The sequence below is a fragment of the Derxia lacustris genome, assembly GCF_002105195.1.
Taxonomy (GTDB): domain Bacteria; phylum Pseudomonadota; class Gammaproteobacteria; order Burkholderiales; family Burkholderiaceae_E; genus Derxia; species Derxia lacustris.
Map to the genome: position 1 here is coordinate 248,632 of NZ_MUHU01000010.1, position 16,796 is coordinate 265,427.

Annotated in this window: 12 protein-coding genes; 2 read left to right on the forward strand and 10 right to left on the reverse strand. The window is 71.7% G+C overall.

Going from position 1 to position 16,796, the window contains the following annotated elements; all coding sequences use genetic code 11:
- Positions 1-31 precede the first annotated feature (31 nt).
- The 10 genes from nusA to B9P64_RS11220 form a co-directional block, all read right to left on the reverse strand.
- Positions 32-1,510, reverse strand: coding sequence for a transcription termination factor NusA (nusA, locus tag B9P64_RS11175; protein WP_085316308.1), 1,479 nt, complete (start codon positions 1,508-1,510; stop codon positions 32-34).
- Positions 1,507-1,968: a ribosome maturation factor RimP gene (gene rimP / locus B9P64_RS11180; protein ID WP_176256807.1), complete on the reverse strand. Its 462-nt coding sequence runs from the start codon at positions 1,966-1,968 to the stop codon at positions 1,507-1,509. Before rimP ends, nusA begins: the two co-directional genes overlap by 4 nt.
- A gap of 319 nt (positions 1,969-2,287) precedes the next feature.
- The gene (locus tag B9P64_RS28025; protein WP_235839967.1) at positions 2,288-4,870 is read right to left on the reverse strand and encodes a pseudouridine synthase; all 2,583 of its coding nucleotides are present in this window, start codon (positions 4,868-4,870) and stop codon (positions 2,288-2,290) included.
- A complete protein-coding gene (gene scpB / locus B9P64_RS11190; protein WP_407919686.1) occupies positions 4,863-5,516 on the reverse strand; it encodes an SMC-Scp complex subunit ScpB in 654 nt (217 codons plus the stop codon). Before scpB ends, B9P64_RS28025 begins: the two co-directional genes overlap by 8 nt.
- Before the next feature lie 566 nt (positions 5,517-6,082).
- Complete coding sequence (locus tag B9P64_RS11195) at positions 6,083-7,237, reverse strand: S1C family serine protease (protein WP_235839968.1); 1,155 nt, start codon at positions 7,235-7,237, stop codon at positions 6,083-6,085.
- Positions 7,238-7,312: 75 nt separating this feature from the next.
- Positions 7,313-8,623 (reverse strand): TolC family protein, encoded by a 1,311-nt coding sequence (locus B9P64_RS11200; protein ID WP_139826267.1) that lies wholly within the window; start codon positions 8,621-8,623, stop codon positions 7,313-7,315.
- Positions 8,624-8,802: 179 nt separating this feature from the next.
- A complete protein-coding gene (locus tag B9P64_RS11205) occupies positions 8,803-9,159 on the reverse strand; it encodes a DUF3240 family protein (protein WP_235839969.1) in 357 nt (118 codons plus the stop codon).
- Between the two features lie 14 nt (positions 9,160-9,173).
- Positions 9,174-12,242 (reverse strand): efflux RND transporter permease subunit, encoded by a 3,069-nt coding sequence (locus tag B9P64_RS11210; RefSeq protein WP_085316314.1) that lies wholly within the window; start codon positions 12,240-12,242, stop codon positions 9,174-9,176.
- Between the two features lie 10 nt (positions 12,243-12,252).
- The gene (locus B9P64_RS11215) at positions 12,253-13,392 is read right to left on the reverse strand and encodes an efflux RND transporter periplasmic adaptor subunit (protein WP_085316315.1); all 1,140 of its coding nucleotides are present in this window, start codon (positions 13,390-13,392) and stop codon (positions 12,253-12,255) included.
- Positions 13,393-13,423: 31 nt separating this feature from the next.
- A complete protein-coding gene (locus B9P64_RS11220) occupies positions 13,424-14,614 on the reverse strand; it encodes a Fic family protein (RefSeq protein WP_085316316.1) in 1,191 nt (396 codons plus the stop codon).
- A gap of 140 nt (positions 14,615-14,754) precedes the next feature.
- Between B9P64_RS11220 and B9P64_RS11225 the strand changes: the two genes are divergently transcribed.
- A complete protein-coding gene (locus B9P64_RS11225) occupies positions 14,755-15,414 on the forward strand; it encodes a response regulator transcription factor (protein WP_085316317.1) in 660 nt (219 codons plus the stop codon).
- Positions 15,411-16,691 carry a histidine kinase dimerization/phospho-acceptor domain-containing protein gene (locus B9P64_RS11230; RefSeq protein WP_085316318.1) on the forward strand — a complete coding sequence of 427 codons (1,281 nt, stop codon included), beginning with the start codon at positions 15,411-15,413 and terminating at the stop codon, positions 16,689-16,691. The genes B9P64_RS11225 and B9P64_RS11230 overlap by 4 nt, the downstream gene beginning before the upstream one ends.
- The last annotated feature ends 105 nt before the right edge of the window (positions 16,692-16,796 follow it).

Here is a 16,796-nt window from a genome sequence, read left to right on the forward strand (position 1 = left end):
CTGCGTTTCCGTGTTGTTCAGTCCCTGTCCATCACTGCTCGAACCAGTGTGCGCGGGCGCGCAGGATCAACGCCTTTGCTTCTTCCACGTCCAGGCCCGTCAGTTCCTGCAATTCATCGACTGCCAGTTCCGCCAGCTCGTCGCGGGTCTTGACGCCGCTTGCGATCAGCTTCTCCGCCAGTTCCGCCGACACGCCTTCAAGATCGAGAAGATCCTGCGACACCGTGTCGACCTGCTCTTCCTTCGCGATCGCGTCGGTCAGGAGCGCATCGCGGGCCCGCTTGCGCAGTTCCTCGACGGTTTCCTGATCGAAAGCCTCGATCTCGAGCATTTCCTGGATCGGCACGTAGGCCACTTCCTCCACATTGGAGAAGCCTTCGGCGATCAGGATGTCGGCCATTTCCTCGTCGACATCGAGCTTTTCCATGAACAGCGAGCGCAGCTTGCCCTGCTCGTCGCTCTGGCGCTCCTTTGCCTCCGTCGCCGTCATGATGTTGATCTGCCAGCCGGTCAGCTCGGACGCGAGGCGCACGTTCTGACCCTGGCGGCCGATCGCGATCGCGAGGTTGTCCTCGTCGACCACCACGTCCATCGCATGCCGGTCCTCATCGACGACGATCGACTGCACATTCGCCGGCGCCAGCGCGCCGATGACGAACTGCGCCGGGTCTTCCGACCACAGCACGATGTCGACCCGCTCGCCGGCCAGCTCATTCGTGACCGCCTGCACGCGCGAACCGCGCATGCCGACGCAGGTGCCGATCGGATCGATGCGGCGGTCGTTGGTCCAGACCGCGATCTTGGCGCGCACGCCGGCATCGCGCGCCGCCGACTTGATGTGCAGCAGACCCTGCTCGATCTCGGGCACTTCGAGCTCGAACAGCTTCTTGATGAAGTCGGCCGAGGTGCGCGAAACGATGATGTTGTGGCGCTTGTCGGCGCGATCGACCTTGAGCAGGAAGGCGCGCACGCGGTCGCCCACGCGCAGGTTTTCCTTCGGGATCATCTGGTCGCGCGGCAGCTTGGCCTCGATGCGACCGGCTTCGATGATCGCGTCGCCCTTTTCCATGCGCTTGACCGAGCCGTTGATGATCTGGTCACCACGGTCGAGGAAGTCGTTGAGGATCTGCTCGCGCTCGGCATCGCGGATGCGCTGGAGCACGGCCTGCTTGGTGTCCTGCGCGAAGCGGCGGCCAAATTCGATCGGCGCCAGCTGTTCCTCGATGAATTCCTCGATCTCGATGTCGGAGATCTGCTCGCGCGCATCGCTGAGCAGCTCCTGACGGTCGGGGAATTCGAGGCCGGCCTCGTCGGGCACGACCTGCCAGCGACGGAAGGCTTCGCTCTCGCCGGTTTCGCGGTCGACCGACACGCGGATGTCGACATCGCCGCTGAACAGCTTGCGCGTCGCGGCGGCAAGCGCCTGCTCCAGCGCTTCGAACACGATTTCCTTGCTGACGCTTTTCTCGCGTGCGAGCGCATCGACCAACAACAACACTTCGCGGCTCATCTTGTTTTCCTCTTGAAATCGAGCTTGGGCACGAGTCGCGCCTTTTCCACGTCGGCAAACTTGAACCGCAACTGCGAGCGGCCCCCCGGCGTATCGAACTCGATTGCGAAATCCTCGCCCTCGGGCGTCTGGAGCACGCCTTCGAACTTGCGCTGCCCACCGACCATGGTGCGCAGCTTCAATGTGATCTCGGCGCCGGCAAACCGAACGAAGTCGGCCGGCTTGACGAGCGGACGATCGACACCCGGCGACGACACCTCGAGCCGGGCGTAATCGACGTTTTCGACCATGAAGACATGGGTGAGCTGGTCGCTCAGACGCTCGCAATCGCCGACGGTCACTGCGCCCTCGCCCTGCGGCCGGTCGATCGAGATACGCAGCAGACCCTGGGGCGCGCGTTCGACCTCAACGACTTCGAATCCGAGCGCGGTGGCGTTCTGTTCGATCAAGCTGTGCAGAGCTGAAGACGAGTGCAGCAATATGACGAGTCCTGTAAGCAATGGCCCGAGCCCGGTTCGACTGGCAGCGAGCGCCAATGGCAACTCGCCGGCCGGCCGGTTGCCCGGACCTTCGACCACCCGCCGAAGCGGAATTGGAATTCAAACAAGCCAGCCCAAAAGAAAAATGGGCGCTGACGCCCATTTATCACTACCTGCTGGGAGCACCGGGCGCATGCCCGTCCGGTGGTGGAGGCCTTGTAAAGCCTGCGTCACAACTGGTTGGCAAATCGCACTGTGCGGTTAACTTGCGGATTATAGGGGAAAAACCGCAAACACATCAAAGCTTGGGACCGCGCGGCCCTTTGGGACCATTGGGCTTGCCACCGCCGGGACGTCCGCCGGGCTTGCCACCGGGCTTCGGACCGGCCTGAGCCTTGACCGTACCCGGCACGCCACCGGGCTTGCCGGGCTTCTTGCCGGCACCCGGCTTGCCGCCGAACTTGGCGCCGCCCGGCTTGCCGTTGCCGCTGCCAAATCCGCCGCCCGCCTTCTTGCCCTGCGGCCCGCGCGCACCGCCCGGAAAGCCCGGCTTGGGTCCACGCGGCGCACCGGCCGGACGACCGTCGGGCGGACCGTCCATCCCCGGCATGCCCGGAATGCCGCCGCGCCGACGCTGCTGCTGCCCCTGCCCGCCGCCGTTCTGGCGCGCCGACAGCACATGCGTGGTGAGCAGATCCGACCGCTCACCTTTGACCGGCGAGACCCCGAACATCGCCTCGGTCATGGTGTCGAGCGGCGAGATTTCGCGCGGCTTGTGCTGCTGACCGCCGCGCTGCTGCTTGCCGCCACCCTTGTGCGGCGCATCGCCGGCCAGCTTGATGCCGAGCCGCGCGCAAAGAAAAGCCGCTTCCATCGGCGACGCCTCGGTCCAGCGACCGCGCTTGAGGCCGCGCGGCAGTTCGATCTCGCCGTAGCGCACCCGGATCAGCCGGCTGACCGTCGCGCCGACGGTCTCGAACAACCGGCGCACTTCGCGGTTGCGGCCTTCGCTGATGGTGACGTGATACCAGTGGTTGACGCCGTCGCCGCCCGCATCCATGAGGCCATTGACCTTGGCCGGACCGTCGTCGAGCACCACGCCGTCGATGAGCGCGCGCCGGGCCTCGGGCGTCAGCTCGGGCAGGCAGCGCACCGCGTATTCGCGCTCCTGGCCGAAGCGCGGATGCATGAGCCGGTTGGCCAGTTCGCCCGAGGTGGTGAAGATCAGCAGGCCTTCGGTGTTGAAGTCGAGCCGGCCGACCGACACCCAGCGCCCGTTCTTCACCTGCGGCAGGCGCTCGAACACGGTGGCGCGCTTTTCCGGGTCGTCGTTGGAGACGATTTCGCCGGAGGGCTTGTGATAGATGATGACGCGCGGCGGCTTGGCGATGTTGCGGCGCTGGAGCGGCTTGCCGTTCACGCGCACCTGGTCGGCGATTTCGACGCGCTGGCCGATGTGCGCCGGCTCGCCGTTGACCGACACGCGGCCGGCGAGGATGAGCTCCTCCATCTCGCGGCGCGAACCGATGCCGGCCTCGGCCAGTACCTTTTGCAGCTTGGGCGCGAGCGCATCGATGTGCTCGATGGCGGCGCGCCCGGCCGGCGGCTCGAATACCGATGCGGCCTCCTCGCGCGCCATGCGCGGGAAGTCTTCCGGCGCCGTGCCCTTGGCCGCGCCGTTGCCGAGCTGGCGGTCGCGCGGGCGGAAGGCGGCGATTTCCTTCAGCACCTCGTCGTCGTCGAGGTCTTCGTCGATCAGCGCCTCGGCAGCGAAGTAGTCGCGCTGGGCCTTGGCGATCTGCTGGCTGTCGGCGTAGGTGGCGCGGCCCTGAGGATAGAAATCGTCGTCCTCGTCGTCGTCGTCGATGAAGTCGGGGATGCCGGCGCTGCGCACGGCGGTCGGCGTGTCGGCTGCCGGCGCGCCGTCGATCCGGCCTTCGCGCTTGCCACGCCGGTCGCGCGGCTTGCGTCGGCGCTTGCTGCTGCCTGGCGTGCCGTCGGCGCGCTGCGGCTGGCCGCCCTGGGGCTGGCCGGCCGGCGTGCGCGGCTGGGCATCGGCATCGGTAGCGCCATTGGCCTCGACCTGCGCGTTGCCCGGCGCCTGGGCGTTGCCGGCGCCGCGCGAGCGGTTGCGGCGCGAGCGCGGGCCGCGCTGGCCATTCGGCTCGTCGCGGCCCGGCTGCGCCGCCGGATCGCGCGGCGGCCGCTCGCCGGACGGCTGGACTGCCGCCTCGGCGACTGCCGCCGGCACGGCCGGCGCGACCGGTTCGCGACGCGGCGCGCGCGGCGGCCGCTCGCGCACTGCCTCGGTCTCGGCGCGCGGCGGCTCGGCCGCGACCGGTGCGCGCGGCGCTTCGGCGTCGACGCGGACGCGCGGCTCGACCGCCGCCACCGGAGCCGGACTTGCCGGCACGCTCGGCGCGCCGTCCGCCACCGGCGCCGACGCGGTCCGGCTGCGCTTGCGCGCCGGCTTGGGCGCGGCCGGCTCGGCCTGCTCCACCACCGGCGCAGCCACCGCTGCCACCTCGCCCGCCGCCGCGCGCGCCGCCGACCGTGCGCGCCGCCCAGACGCGCCCAGCCCGACCGTCGCCGCCTCGTCGCCGGCATCCGCCTTCACCTTCTTCTTCCTGGGCACGGCCGGCACCTCGGCCTCGGCCGTGCCCGCCGCCTCGGCGACCGCCTTGGGCTTGCGCTTGCGCGGCGCCGGCGCAGCCGCGTCGGGCACTGCTGCCGCTTCCGGCAGCGACGCGCCAGCCTCGGCAGCCGCGGTCTTGCGCGGCGCGCGGCGCGCCTTGGGCTTGGCCGCTGCGTCGGTCGCAGGCGCCTTGTCGCTGTCGAAAAGATCCGGGGTCGGGAGGTTGGCTTGCTGTTCGTTAGGCATGGGCGTCGGGCTGGGGGCGGGAGCCGGCGGGCTCCTCGGTAGAAAGAAGGTTCGGCAGCGCGGCATCCGTGACGGGTGCGCTGCCGGAAAAGTTGGGTTCATCGGCCACGGCAGGGGCGGCGCCGGCAGCCGGTGCATCGCCGAGCGCCAGCTCGACCTGGGCCGGCAGCGTGATCGGCGCGGCACCGGACGCTACCTCGCCGACCGGCACCGGCGGCGGCAGATCGGCCAGGGCGCGCAGCCCCAGGTCGTCGAGAAACTGGCGCGTGGTCGCATACAGGCCGGGTCGGCCCGGCGCCTCGCGGTGGCCGATCACCTCGACCCAGCCGCGTTCTTCGAGCGCCTTGATGACCTGGGTCGACACGGTCACGCCGCGAATCTCCTCGATGTCGCCGCGCGTGACCGGCTGGCGGTAGGCAATGATCGCCAGCGTTTCCATCACGGCCCGCGAATAGCGCGCCGGCCGTTCCGGATTGAGCCGCTCCAGATACATGCGCATCTCGGGCCGCGACACGAAGCGCCAGCCGTTCGACAGCAGCGCAAGCCGCAGGCCGCGATCGGCCCAATCCTCGGCGAGCTGGTTGAGCACGCTCTCGATCAGGCCGCGCTCGGCTTCGGGCTCGAACAGCTTGCGCAGCTGATTCACCGGCAGCGGCTCCTGAGCACACAGCAGCGCCGTCTCAACGACGCGCCTGGCCTCGGTCATCATCATTCAGTTGGCTGGATTAGTTGCGGACTGGCCGCCAGCGCCACGGCCCTGGGGCCAGTGACGATTCAGTTCCTGTACCGCGCCGCGTCATCCGCCCGAGGGCCGACGACAACGGCTACGTCCGGTCATGCCGGAAGCGGAATCGCCGACCTGTCGGCGACCACGCTGCACGCGAAAAAACTCGATTCAACGAACCCGGCGCATCGCCGCATCACGCTGGATGCGACCGATGGAGACCGGACGAAAGTGCCGGAGCGGTCGCAGCAAACCACGCGACCCGCAACGCAAACCCTGGAAGAAAACGCTTTCTGGCTGGATCCGGGCGGCGACTCCCGCATCGGGAAGTGCGCCGCAACCAGCGGACCCTCGCATCGGCCCGGGAAACCGCGACGCCCATCGAACCCGGCGTCTGGCGGCATTTGCAAGGCCACGAAGCCTTGCACGCCGGGCACACCGATCTGGCGTGCGACACGCAATGATACACACAGCCCGCCAGCGCCGTTCTACCGCCGCAGATCGATCACCCTGATGTTGACCGTGCGCTCGCGATTGCCGCGCACCACGGTCAGTTCGGCGGTCTGGCCGATGCCGGCCCGATCCAGCTCGCTGACGAACTGCGACAGCGTGTTCACGCGGCGGCCGTTGACGCCGATGATCACGTCGCCGAGGTCGCCGCTGCGCGAGTCGTAGGCGCGCAGCCCGGCGTCGGCGGCAGGCGTGCCGCGACCGATGTCGGCGATCACCACGCCGGCAATCCCGGCGCGCGCGACGATGTCGGGCCGCACCGGCGCGATGCCGATGCCCGGCAACGGCGCCCGGCCACGCGCAATCAGCGCCGGCACCACGCGATTCACCAGATCGGCCGGAATCGCGAAGCCCACGCCGGCCGAGCTGCCCGAGGCCGACTTGATCGCGCTGTTCACGCCCACCAGCCGGCCGGCGCTGTCGAGCAGCGGGCCGCCCGAATTGCCCGGGTTGATCGCCGCGTCGGTCTGGATCACGCCGGCCACCTCGCGGAAATCGGTGGTCGGCAGTTCGCGGTCGAGCGCGCTGACGATGCCGGTGGTGAGCGTGCGCGACAGCCCGAACGGATTGCCGATGGCGATCACCGACTGGCCGATGCGCAATTCCTTCGAGCTGCCGAGCGGAATCGGCTTGAGGTCGGCCGGCACGCGCTTGAGCCGCACCACGGCCAGGTCGTATTCGGGTGAGGCGCCGACCACCGTGGCCTCGATCGGCTGCCCGGCGTCGAGCTGCACGAACACGCGCCGGGCGCCCTCGACCACATGGTTGTTGGTCACCACATGACCGGCCGCATCCCAGACGAAGCCGCTGCCCGCGCCCTGCTGCACCTCGGCGCGGAACAGGCCGGTGGCTTGCAGCGTCTCGGTGGTGATGTAGGCGACCGACGGCGCGGTCGACTCGAACAGCGCCACCATCGCCTGCTCCTGCGCCAGCAGCGGCCCGCGCGGCGTGACCGGACGCGGCTGCTGGCTCTCGCCGGCGCCGGCCAGCTGGGCCGAGGCGCCGAGCGCCGAGCAGGCCAGCGCCAGCAGCACGGCCCGCCGCGCCGACGCAAAGCCCGCCGCGCCGCCGCCCGGCCGCGCCGCCTGCCGATGCGCGTCTGCCGCGCGCGGCTGCATGTCATCCCCCGTCATCGGAAACATCCCTGCGAATTGACCGGCCGGCACTCTAGCGCGGCTGCGACGGCTTGTTACACGACGCGGCGCGGCTCACTCGTCTTCGTCCTCGGGCGGCGCCCAGAGCGCATGCCGGTCGACCAGCAGCCGCGCATGCGTCTCCAGCAGGCCGACGCGCGCGGTCTCCTCGGCGCTGCGGGCCTCGATGGCCTGACGCCGCGCCAGCAGCAGCTCGTTGATGCCCAGCTCGCCGAGCGCATAGCCGCGCTCGGCCAGATCGGCATTGCGCTCGGCCAGCGTGGCGGCGCCGGCCAGACTGTCCCAGCCCTCGCGCGCGGCATTCGCCAGCGTGGCCAGCTCGAAGGCCGACTGCACGACGCGGGCGCGGGTCGCGCGCAGCCGCTCGTCGGCCATGTCGGCCTCGGCGAGCGCGGCCGAGACGCGCGCGCTGCGCGCCGGCCCGCCGATCGGCATCGAGAAGCTCAGGCCCACGATGCGTTCCGCGCCGCCGCGCTCGCGCCCGGCATGCACGCCCACGGTCGGATCGGGCAGCAGCTCGGCGCGCTCGCGGTCGGCGCTGAGGCGGGCGTGCGCGGCATCGAGTTCGGCCAGCCGGATCTCGTGGTTGTCGGCCAGCACCGCCTCGATGTAGCGGTCGACATCGACCGGCTCATAGCTCGGCTCGGGCAGCGCGGCCACGGTCTCGGGCGGCGCGGCGATGCCGTAGCGGCGCGCGAAATCGGCCCGCGCCACGGCGGCCCGGGCCAGTGCGGCGCGCTGGGCGCTGCGGGCCTGGGCGGCTTCGGATTCGGCCAGACCCAGCTCGATGCGCGCAATGTCGCCGGCCGCGAGCCGCTTGCGCACCACGCCGAGCGCGCGTTCGCGCTGGGCCTGCTGCTCGGCCAGCCGGGCCGCCGCGCGCGCCTCGCGCAGCACCGCGAACCAGCCGGCGACCAGCCCGCGCGCGCCCTCGTGCCAGGCATCGGAATAGCCGTTGCGCGCGATGCGCACGCCGGTCGCGCCGAGCTTGCGGTCCTGCTCGACCTTGCCGCTCCAGCGAAAGCCGCGCTCGATGGCGACTTCCTGCTCGTGATAGCGCGGGCCGATCTCCTCGCGGCGCTGCTGCACGGTGGCGCGCGCGGTCCATTCGTAGGGGCCGGCGGCGAGCCGGTCGCGCTCGGCGGCGCGGTAGTCGATGCCGCGCAGGCGCTCCCTCACCTCGGGCAGGCCGGCGATGGCGCGCTCGGCCAGCTCGGCCGGCGGCAGCACACGAGCGAGGTCGGCCGGCAGCGCCGGCGCGTGGTCGTGCAGGCCGGGCTCGGATGGGTCGCTGGCGTCGGCCGGCGTGGCGAGGTTGGCCGGCAGCGCAAGGTTGAGCGCCGGCGCGGCGGGGGCCTGGCGCATTGGCGCGGCGGGCGCGTGGTGCGGCGGCGCCGGCTCGTTGCCTGCGGGCGTGGCGCCGGATTGCGCCGTCAGAGCCGTCTGCGCCGCCGCGCCGTTCGCCAGCGCGGCCAAGCCGGCCAGCGCCAGCCAAATCGCCGCCGGCAGGCATCGCATCGGCCACAACCGCTTCACGCCGTAGCTCATGCCAGCCTCCCGAAGCCCAGCACCGGCAGCACCCAGTAGGCAATCTCGGGCGTCGGCAGCGCCGCTTTCAACGCGGCCAGCAGCGGCGCGATCTGGGCCTCGGTCAGCGCCACTTCCAGCCGCACCCGGCGCGCCCGGCCGGTCACCTGCTCGATGGCGCTCGGCAGCCGCACGCCGGCACCAAAACCGTCGGCAGGCGTGGCGGTAAAGCCGCGCACCAGCTCGGGCAGGCCGAGCAGCACATCGATCAGCTCATCCTGCAGCGCCACTGGCGCCACCACCGTCAGCAGCCGGTCGAATTGCGGCGCCGTGGCCGTGCCGACCGCCTCCAGGCCAGCGGATTCCGCAGCCACCCCATTCCCTCCGCTCATGCCTTGTTCTCCATGCCAAAGCGCCGGAACAGCACCGGCAGCAGCAGCAGCGTCAACGCGGTCGAGCTGATGAGCCCGCCGATCACCACGATGGCCAGCGGCCGTTGAATCTCAGAGCCCGGCCCGGTCGCGAACAGCAGCGGCACCAGCCCGAAGGCGGTGATGCTGGCCGTCATCAGCACCGGTCGCAGCCGGCGCATCGCGCCCTGCCGCACCACCTCGGCGACCGCCATGCCGCGCGCCGCCAGCTGGTTGAAATAGCCGATCAGCACCAGCCCGTTGAGCACCGCAATCCCCATCAGCGCGATGAAGCCGACCGACGCCGGCACCGACAGGTATTCGCGTGTCACGGCCAGCGCCACCACCCCGCCCACCAGCGCAAACGGGATGTTGGCGAACACCAGCGTCGCCTGCCGCAGCGAGCCGAAGGTGGCAAACAGCAGCAGAAAGATCAGCGCCAGCGCCGCCGGCACCACCACCGCCAGCCGGGCCGCGGTGCGCTGCTGGTTCTCGAACTGGCCGCCCCATTCAAAGCGGTAGCCGGCCGGCAGCGGCACCTGCGCGCTCACCGCCGCCTTGGCCTCGTCGACAAAGCCGACCAGATCGCGGTCGCGCACATTGGCGCGCACCACGGCATAGCGCTGGGCGTTCTCGCGGTCGATCTTGAGCGGGCCTTCGCCCTGCTCCAGCCGCGCGAGTGCGGCCAGCGGCACGGCTTCGCCGTCGGCGCGCGGCAGGCGCAGCTGCATGAACAGCTCGGGCGAGATGCGCATGCCCTCGCCGCCGCGCAGCACCAGCGGCAGCCGGCGGCCGTCCTGCACCACGATGCCGGCCTCGGCGCCCTCGACCATCTGGCGCAGCGCGTTCTGCACGTCTTCCACCGTGAAGCCGAAGCGCCCGGCCGCCGCGCGATCGATGTCGACGCGCAGGTATTGCACGCCCTCGTTCTGCACCGTCAGCACGTCCTCGCTGCCGGCGATCTTTTCCAGCACCTCGACCACCTTGCGCGCCGCCTCGTTGAGCGTGGCAAGGTCACTGCCGTAAATCTTGACCGCCAGATCGCCGCGCACGCCCGACAGCATTTCGGCGGTGCGCATCTCGATCGGCTGGGTGAAGGCGGTGTTGATGCCGGCGAACTCGCCGGCCACCGCGCGCACCGCATCGATGATCCGGTTCTTGTCGGGCGAGCGCCATTCGGCTGGCGGTTTGAGCACGATGAAGGTGTCGCTGTCGTTCGGGCCCATCGGGTCGAGGCCCAGCTCGTCCGAGCCGGTGCGCGCGACGATGTGCGCGACTTCGGGCACCACTTCGAGCACGCGCTGCTGCACCAGCAGATCGGTGGCGAGCGAGCGGTCGAGGTCGATGGACGGCAGCTTTTCGATCTGCATGATGACGTCGCCCTCGTCCATCGTCGGCATGAAGCTCTTGCCGATGAAGGGCCACAGCGCCGCCGCCAGCGCCAGCGCCGCCACCGCACCGGCCGCCACCCATTTGGGATGCGCGAGCGCCCCATCCAGCAGCGGCGCATAACCGCGCTCGAGCCAGCGCACCAGCGGCGGCGTCGTGTGCGACACCTTTTTCAGCAGCATGCCGGCCAGCACCGGAATCACCGTCAGCGACAGCAGCAGCGACGCCGCCAGCGCAAAGATGATGGTCAGCGCCACCGGCGCGAACAGCTTGCCTTCCAGCCCCTCAAGACTGAGCAGCGGCGTGAACACGATTGCGATGATCGCGATGCCGGCCGCGACCGGCGTGCTCACCTCCTGCACCGCGCGCCACACCGTGTGCAGATGCGGCCGGGACGCACCGGGCGGCGGATGTGCCGCATGCGCCTCGACGTTCTCCACCACCACCACCGCCGCGTCCACGAGCATGCCGATGGCGATCGCCAAGCCCCCGAGCGACATGAGATTGGCGCTCAAGCCCGCCCGGCTCATCAGCACGAAGGTGCCGAGCGCCGACAGCGGCAGGATCATCGCCACCACGAAGGCCGCGCGCAAGTTGCCGAGGAACAGGAACAGCAGCACCAGCACCAGCACGATGGCCTCGGTCAGCGCCTTGGACACGGTATCGATGGCGCGCCCGACCAGCTCGCCACGGTCGTAGAACGGCACCAGCGTGATGCCCGGCGGCATGGTCTTGCCGATCTCGCCGAGCCGCGCGCGCACCGCATCGACCACGGCGCGCGCATTGGCGCCGCGCAGCGTCAGCACGATGCCCTCGACCGACTCGCCCTTGCCGTCGCGCGTGACGGCGCCGTAGCGCGTCAGCGCGCCCATGCCCACGCGGGCCACGTCGCGCACCCGCACCACCGTGCCGGCGCGCTCAGCGACCACCACCGCGCCCAGGTCGTCGAGCGATTGCACGCTGCCGCTGGCGCGCACCAGCAGGCTTTCTTCCGCCTGCCGCAGCCGGCCGGCGCCGTCGTTGCGGTTGTTGGCGGCGACGGCGTCGTGCAGCTGCGCCAGCGTGATGCCGCGCGCCGCGAGCGCCGCGACGTCGGGCGCCACTTCAAAGGTTTCGACCGCGCCGCCGAGCGCATTGACGTCGGCCACGCCGGCGATGGAGCGCAGCTGCGGGCGGATGGTCCAGTCGAGCAGCCGGCGCTTTTCGGCCAGCGTCGCATTGCCCTCGATGGTGAACATGAAGGCTTCGCCGAGCGGCGTGGTGGCCGGCGCGATGCCGCCGCTGGCCGTCGTCGGCAGCTCGGGCTGCACGCCGGCAAAGCGCTCGTTGACCTGCTGGCGCGCCCAGTACAGGTCGGTGCCTTCGTTGAAGTCGATGGTCACGTCGGCAATCGCGTACTTGGCCATCGAGCGCACGAGGCGCGCGTTGGGGATGCCGAGCATCTCCTGCTCGATCGGCACGACGATGCGCGTCTCGACCTCTTCGGGCGTCATGCCGGGCGCCTTGACGATGATCTTGACCTGGGTGCTCGACACGTCAGGGAAGGCGTCGATGGGCAGCGCGCGCCAGGCGAACACGCCGGCCACCGCCAGCATCGCGGTGAGCACGAGGATGAGCAGGCGCTGCGCGAGCGCGAACGCCACCAGTCTGGAAAGCATCGGCCGCCCCTTATTCGTGGCCGAGGCCGAGCCAGATGCCCTTGATGGCCACCGTGCCCTTCACGACCACCTGCTGGCCGGGCGCCAGCGCCGCGCCGCGCACCAGCGCCGTGTCGGCCGACTGGGACAGGATTTCCACCTCGGCCGGCACAAAGCCGCCCGGCCGCTCGACGAAGACGACGATGCGGTTGTCGCTGCGCGCGATGGCCGACGACGGAATCTGGAAGCGCGCGCCGCCGCCCGCCGCCGCCGCGCCGCCGGTGGCGACCGTGGCGCTGACGTACTGGTTGAGCCGCAGGCAGCGCGCGGCATCGGGCAGGTCGGCGCGCAGCAGCACGGTCTGCGCGCCGGCGCTGAGTTGCGGCGCGCTGCCGGTGATCCTGCCGGCCGCGGCGCAGCCGTCGACGCGCACGCTGGCGCCGGGCGCGATGGATGCGGCCTGGGCTGGCGTGGCTTGCAGCTCCAGCAGCAGGCGGCCGCTGCGCACGAGGCGCACGACCGGCGCGCCCGCTTCCAGATGCTGGCCGGGCTGGGCCAGCCATTCGACCAGCGTGGCCGCCTCGGGCGCGCGCAGCTCGAGCGCGGGCGACAGCGCGCCGCCCGCGCCCTGCTCGATGGCGGCCGGCGACAGGCCGGCGAGGCGCAATGCGGCGCGCTGCTCGTCGAGCGCGGCGCTGGCGCGCTGCTCGGCGGCGCGGGTTTCATGCAGGCGCGATTCGGCGATCAGGCCGTCGGCGAACAGCGATTGATCGCGCTTGAGCTTGTCGGCGGCGAGGCGCGCTTCGAGCGCGGCGCTGCGCAGTTCGCGCTGATGCGCGAGCAGATCGGGGCTGGCCACGCGCGCCAGCAGCGCGCCGCGTGACAAGGCTTGCAGCGGCTCGGCCTCGACCGACTGCAACACGCCGGCGAGCGGCGTGCTCACCACGGTCTGGGCGCTGGCGGGCGCGACGGCGCGGCCGTCGAGCCGGGCTTCGGAAGTGGTGGCGGCGGTCGCGGCTTGCAGCGGCGCGGTCTCGATCTGGGCGCGCTGGCGCTGGAGCTGGGTGACGGCGACGGTGGCGGGCTCGGCGGCGAAGGCCGGCGCGGCGAGCGCGAGGCAGAGCGCGACCAGCGGCAGGACCGGGCGGCGCGGGAATGGCGGCATGTTCATTGACGGCCTGGAGGAAAGCGGCTGGGCGACCTTAGCCGTCGGGAATTAAGGGCGTCTGAAGCGGCGCCGCATCGCCCGGCAGACAAACCTTGTAGCGCGTACTGCGCCCGCCGCCCGGCAACTTGCACAGGCAGCCCTTGGCGAGCAGCTCGGCCAGATGGCGCGTGGCCGTGGCCTTGCTCACCCGCGCCACCGCGCCGTACTGCGCCGCGCTGATGCCGTCGGCAAAGCCGCCCCGGTCGTCGGTCGCGCCGTCGAGCAGCCGGTTGAGCACCTTCACCTGCTCGGCGCCCAGATCGCTCGCGTGATGCACGGCCCAGAACCGCGCCTTGTCGAGCACGCGGCCGATGCGCGCCAGCGCATCGGCAATGGCGGCGCCGAGCGTGGTCAGAAACCACAGCAGCCAGGGCGTGAGATCGAGCGGCGCCTCCGGATCGGCGCGCTGGGCCGCTTGCAGCTCGCGGTAATAGCCCTCGCGGTCGGCCAGGATGGCGACCGACATCGCATAGAACCGGATGCTCTCGCCCTCGCCCTGGGCCAGCGCGTGATCGGTCAGCGCCCGCGTGAGCCGGCCATTGCCGTCATCGAACGGATGCAGCGTGACGAACCACAGATGCGCCAGCGCCGCGCGCAGCAGCGGATCGAGCGCCGGATCGGCGCGGCTGGCGTTGAACCAGGCCAGGAATTCATCGATGCGGGCTTCGAGACCGGCGCGCGGCGGCGCCTCGAAATGCACGGTTGGCCGGTCGCTGCGGCCCGAGACCACCTGCATGGTGTCGGGCCCGCGCCAGTCGCCGACGCGGATGCGCAGGCCGAGCAGCCCGCCGTCGTCGCCGGCAAACAGCCAGCGCTGCCATTGCAGCAGCCGCTCGGCGGTCATGGGCGCGGCAAGGTTTTGCGTGGCGTCGAGCGTGATCTGCGCCAGCCCTTCGCCGCGCGCCTCGGGCTTGCGCGTGACGGCGGCGTCGAGCCCGAGCCGGCGCGCGAGGCTGGACCGCACCGACTCGCGATTGAGCTGCTCGCCCTCGATGGCGCTCGAATCGATGAGGTTTTGCAGCATCGCGTCAAGGGTGAAGGCGGCCTGCACCCCGGGCGCCGAGCCATGCGCCTTGCCGAGCAATCGGCCCTGGGCGAGCGTGACCGCGCGCAGCGGCGCGGCGATGGCATCGGGCTGCCAGCGCAGCTGCGGCCAGTGCGGGTGTTGCCAGATCCAGTGGGGCATGAGCCGAATGCTAGCAGTGATCGGCTCAGTGGTTGAGCCGAATGAAGTGGATGGGGCGCCGGTATTCGGCTCAAGGCCCCAACGGCAAGCGGTCCGATCCCGGTGCGACACTTCCCTTCCCCGTCCCGTCGCGCCGACCCATGCACCTCCTCCTCCTAGAAGACGACCCCCTCCTCGGCGAAGCCCTGCGCGATTTCCTGCGCGGCGACGGCCACACCGTCGACTGGCTCACCCGCCTGTCCCAAGCCCGCGCCGCCCTGCCCGCCCCCTACGACGCCCTGCTCGTCGACTGGCAGCTCCCCGACGGCTCCGGCCTCGACTGGATTCGCGGCCTGCGCGCCGCCGGCAATGCCACGCCCATCCTCCTGCTCACCGCGCGCGACCGCATTCCCGAGCGCATCGAGGGCCTCGACGCCGGCGCCGACGACTATCTCGTCAAGCCCTTCGCGCCCGAGGAACTGGCCGCCCGCGTGCGCGCCGCCGCCCGGCGCGGCGTGGGCCAGCCGACCGCGCGGCTGGTCGCCGGTCCGGTCAGCCTCGATCCGGCGGCGCGCCGCGCCTGGCTCGGCGAGACCGAACTCAATCTCACCGCGCGCGAATGGGCGCTGCTCGAAGCCCTCGCCCGCCGCGCCGGCCGCGTGGTGCCGCGCGCCGACCTTGAGCAGATGCTCTGGGGCTTCGACGGCGAGCTGTCGAGCAACGCGGTCGAGGTGCATCTGAGCAACCTGCGCAAGAAGATCGGCCGCGACACCATCGAGACCGTGCGCGGCCTGGGCTACCGCATGGCGGGCCGCGCGTGATTCCGTCCATCGTCCAGCGGCTGGCGCGCACGGTCATCGTGCTGTCGGTCGGCTTCGGGCTGGCGGCGGCGCTGGTGATCGGCACCATCGTCACGCACGAGACCGATGCGCTGCTCGACGACGCGCTGCGCGAATCGGCCGAGCTGCTGCTGGGCCTGTTCGAGCTGGAGGACAACGATCTGCCCGACACCTCGGGCAGCCTGCCGGCCCGGCCGCATCACGAGCGCGTGGTCTGGCAGCTGCGCAGCCTGCGCGACGGCCATGTGCAGTTGCGCTCGCATGCGGCGCCCGATCAGCCGCTCACGCCCGTGCTGCGCGACGGCTATGCCAGCACCGCCGACGGCTGGCGCGTGTTCACGCTCACCGGCCGGACCGGCGCGCTCGCCATCCAGGTCGCGCAGCGCAGCAGCGAGCGCGTGAGCGCGCGGCGCGAGCTGGTGGCCGCCACCTCGGCCGGCGCGCTGGCGCTGGGCCTGGGGCTGGCGCTGTGGCTGCGGCGCCGGGTGCGCGATGAACTGGCGCCGCTGCGCCGGCTGACCGATGCGCTCGACCGTTTCGATCCGGTGCCGGCCGCCACGCCCCGGCCGCTGGCCGCCGCGCTGCCGCCGCCCGAGCGCGAGGAGCTGGTGCCGGTGCATGACGCCATCGGCGCGCTGGCCGAGCGGCTGGCGCGCCGCGCCGCCGCCGAGCGCGCCTTTGCCGCCCATGCCGCGCATGCGCTGCGCACGCCGCTCGCCGGCATCGAGGCGCAACTGGCCGTGGCCCAGCGCGAGGCCGACGGCGCGCTGCGCGACCGGCTCGGCCGCACCCGCGCCGCCACCCGGCGGCTGGCCACCGTGGTCGGCGCGCTGCTCGCGCTGTTCCGCAGCGGCACCGATGCCCAGCGCGTGCCGCTGCGGCTGCGCGAGCTGGTGGCGCAGGTGCCGGCCTCGGGGCTGGCGCTCGACGTGGCCGATGCCGCGTTCAGCGCCGACCCGGATCTGGTGGCCGCCGCACTGGCCAATCTGCTCGACAACGCCGCGCGCCACGGCGCCAGCGCGGTCAGCATCGGCTGGGATGCGGCGCTCGGCGCCATCACCCTCGACGACGACGGCCCGGGCGTCGATGCCGCGCGCCGCGACGATCTGCAACGCGGCCTGGACGAGCGCCAGCCCGATCACGCGGGCCTGGGGCTGGTGCTGGCCGACATGGTCGCGCGTGCGCATCAGGACCGGCTGCGGCTGGTGGCCGGCGGGCGCGGATTTGGGCTGCGCATGGGGCTGGGCACGCGCGGCTGAGCGCGTCGGAAGACGGGCCGGGCGCCCCGGCGGCGAGCGGCGGACGGCGGCGCTGCATTCCGGCACGTCGCCGGCGCGGCGCGGCTTGCGGTCGGCTTTCTGCGC

Coding starts and splice junctions, on each gene's coding strand:
- B9P64_RS11200 (WP_139826267.1), bottom strand. CDS start 8,623: ATGCGCCAGGCCCCCGCCGCGCCGGCGCTCAACCTTGCGCTGCCGGCC.
- B9P64_RS11225 (WP_085316317.1), top strand. CDS start 14,755: ATGCACCTCCTCCTCCTAGAAGACGACCCCCTCCTCGGCGAAGCCCTG.
- B9P64_RS11210 (WP_085316314.1), bottom strand. CDS start 12,242: ATGCTTTCCAGACTGGTGGCGTTCGCGCTCGCGCAGCGCCTGCTCATC.
- nusA (WP_085316308.1), bottom strand. CDS start 1,510: ATGAGCCGCGAAGTGTTGTTGTTGGTCGATGCGCTCGCACGCGAGAAA.
- B9P64_RS11195 (WP_235839968.1), bottom strand. CDS start 7,237: ATGACGGGGGATGACATGCAGCCGCGCGCGGCAGACGCGCATCGGCAG.
- B9P64_RS28025 (WP_235839967.1), bottom strand. CDS start 4,870: ATGCCTAACGAACAGCAAGCCAACCTCCCGACCCCGGATCTTTTCGAC.
- B9P64_RS11220 (WP_085316316.1), bottom strand. CDS start 14,614: ATGCCCCACTGGATCTGGCAACACCCGCACTGGCCGCAGCTGCGCTGG.
- B9P64_RS11215 (WP_085316315.1), bottom strand. CDS start 13,392: ATGAACATGCCGCCATTCCCGCGCCGCCCGGTCCTGCCGCTGGTCGCG.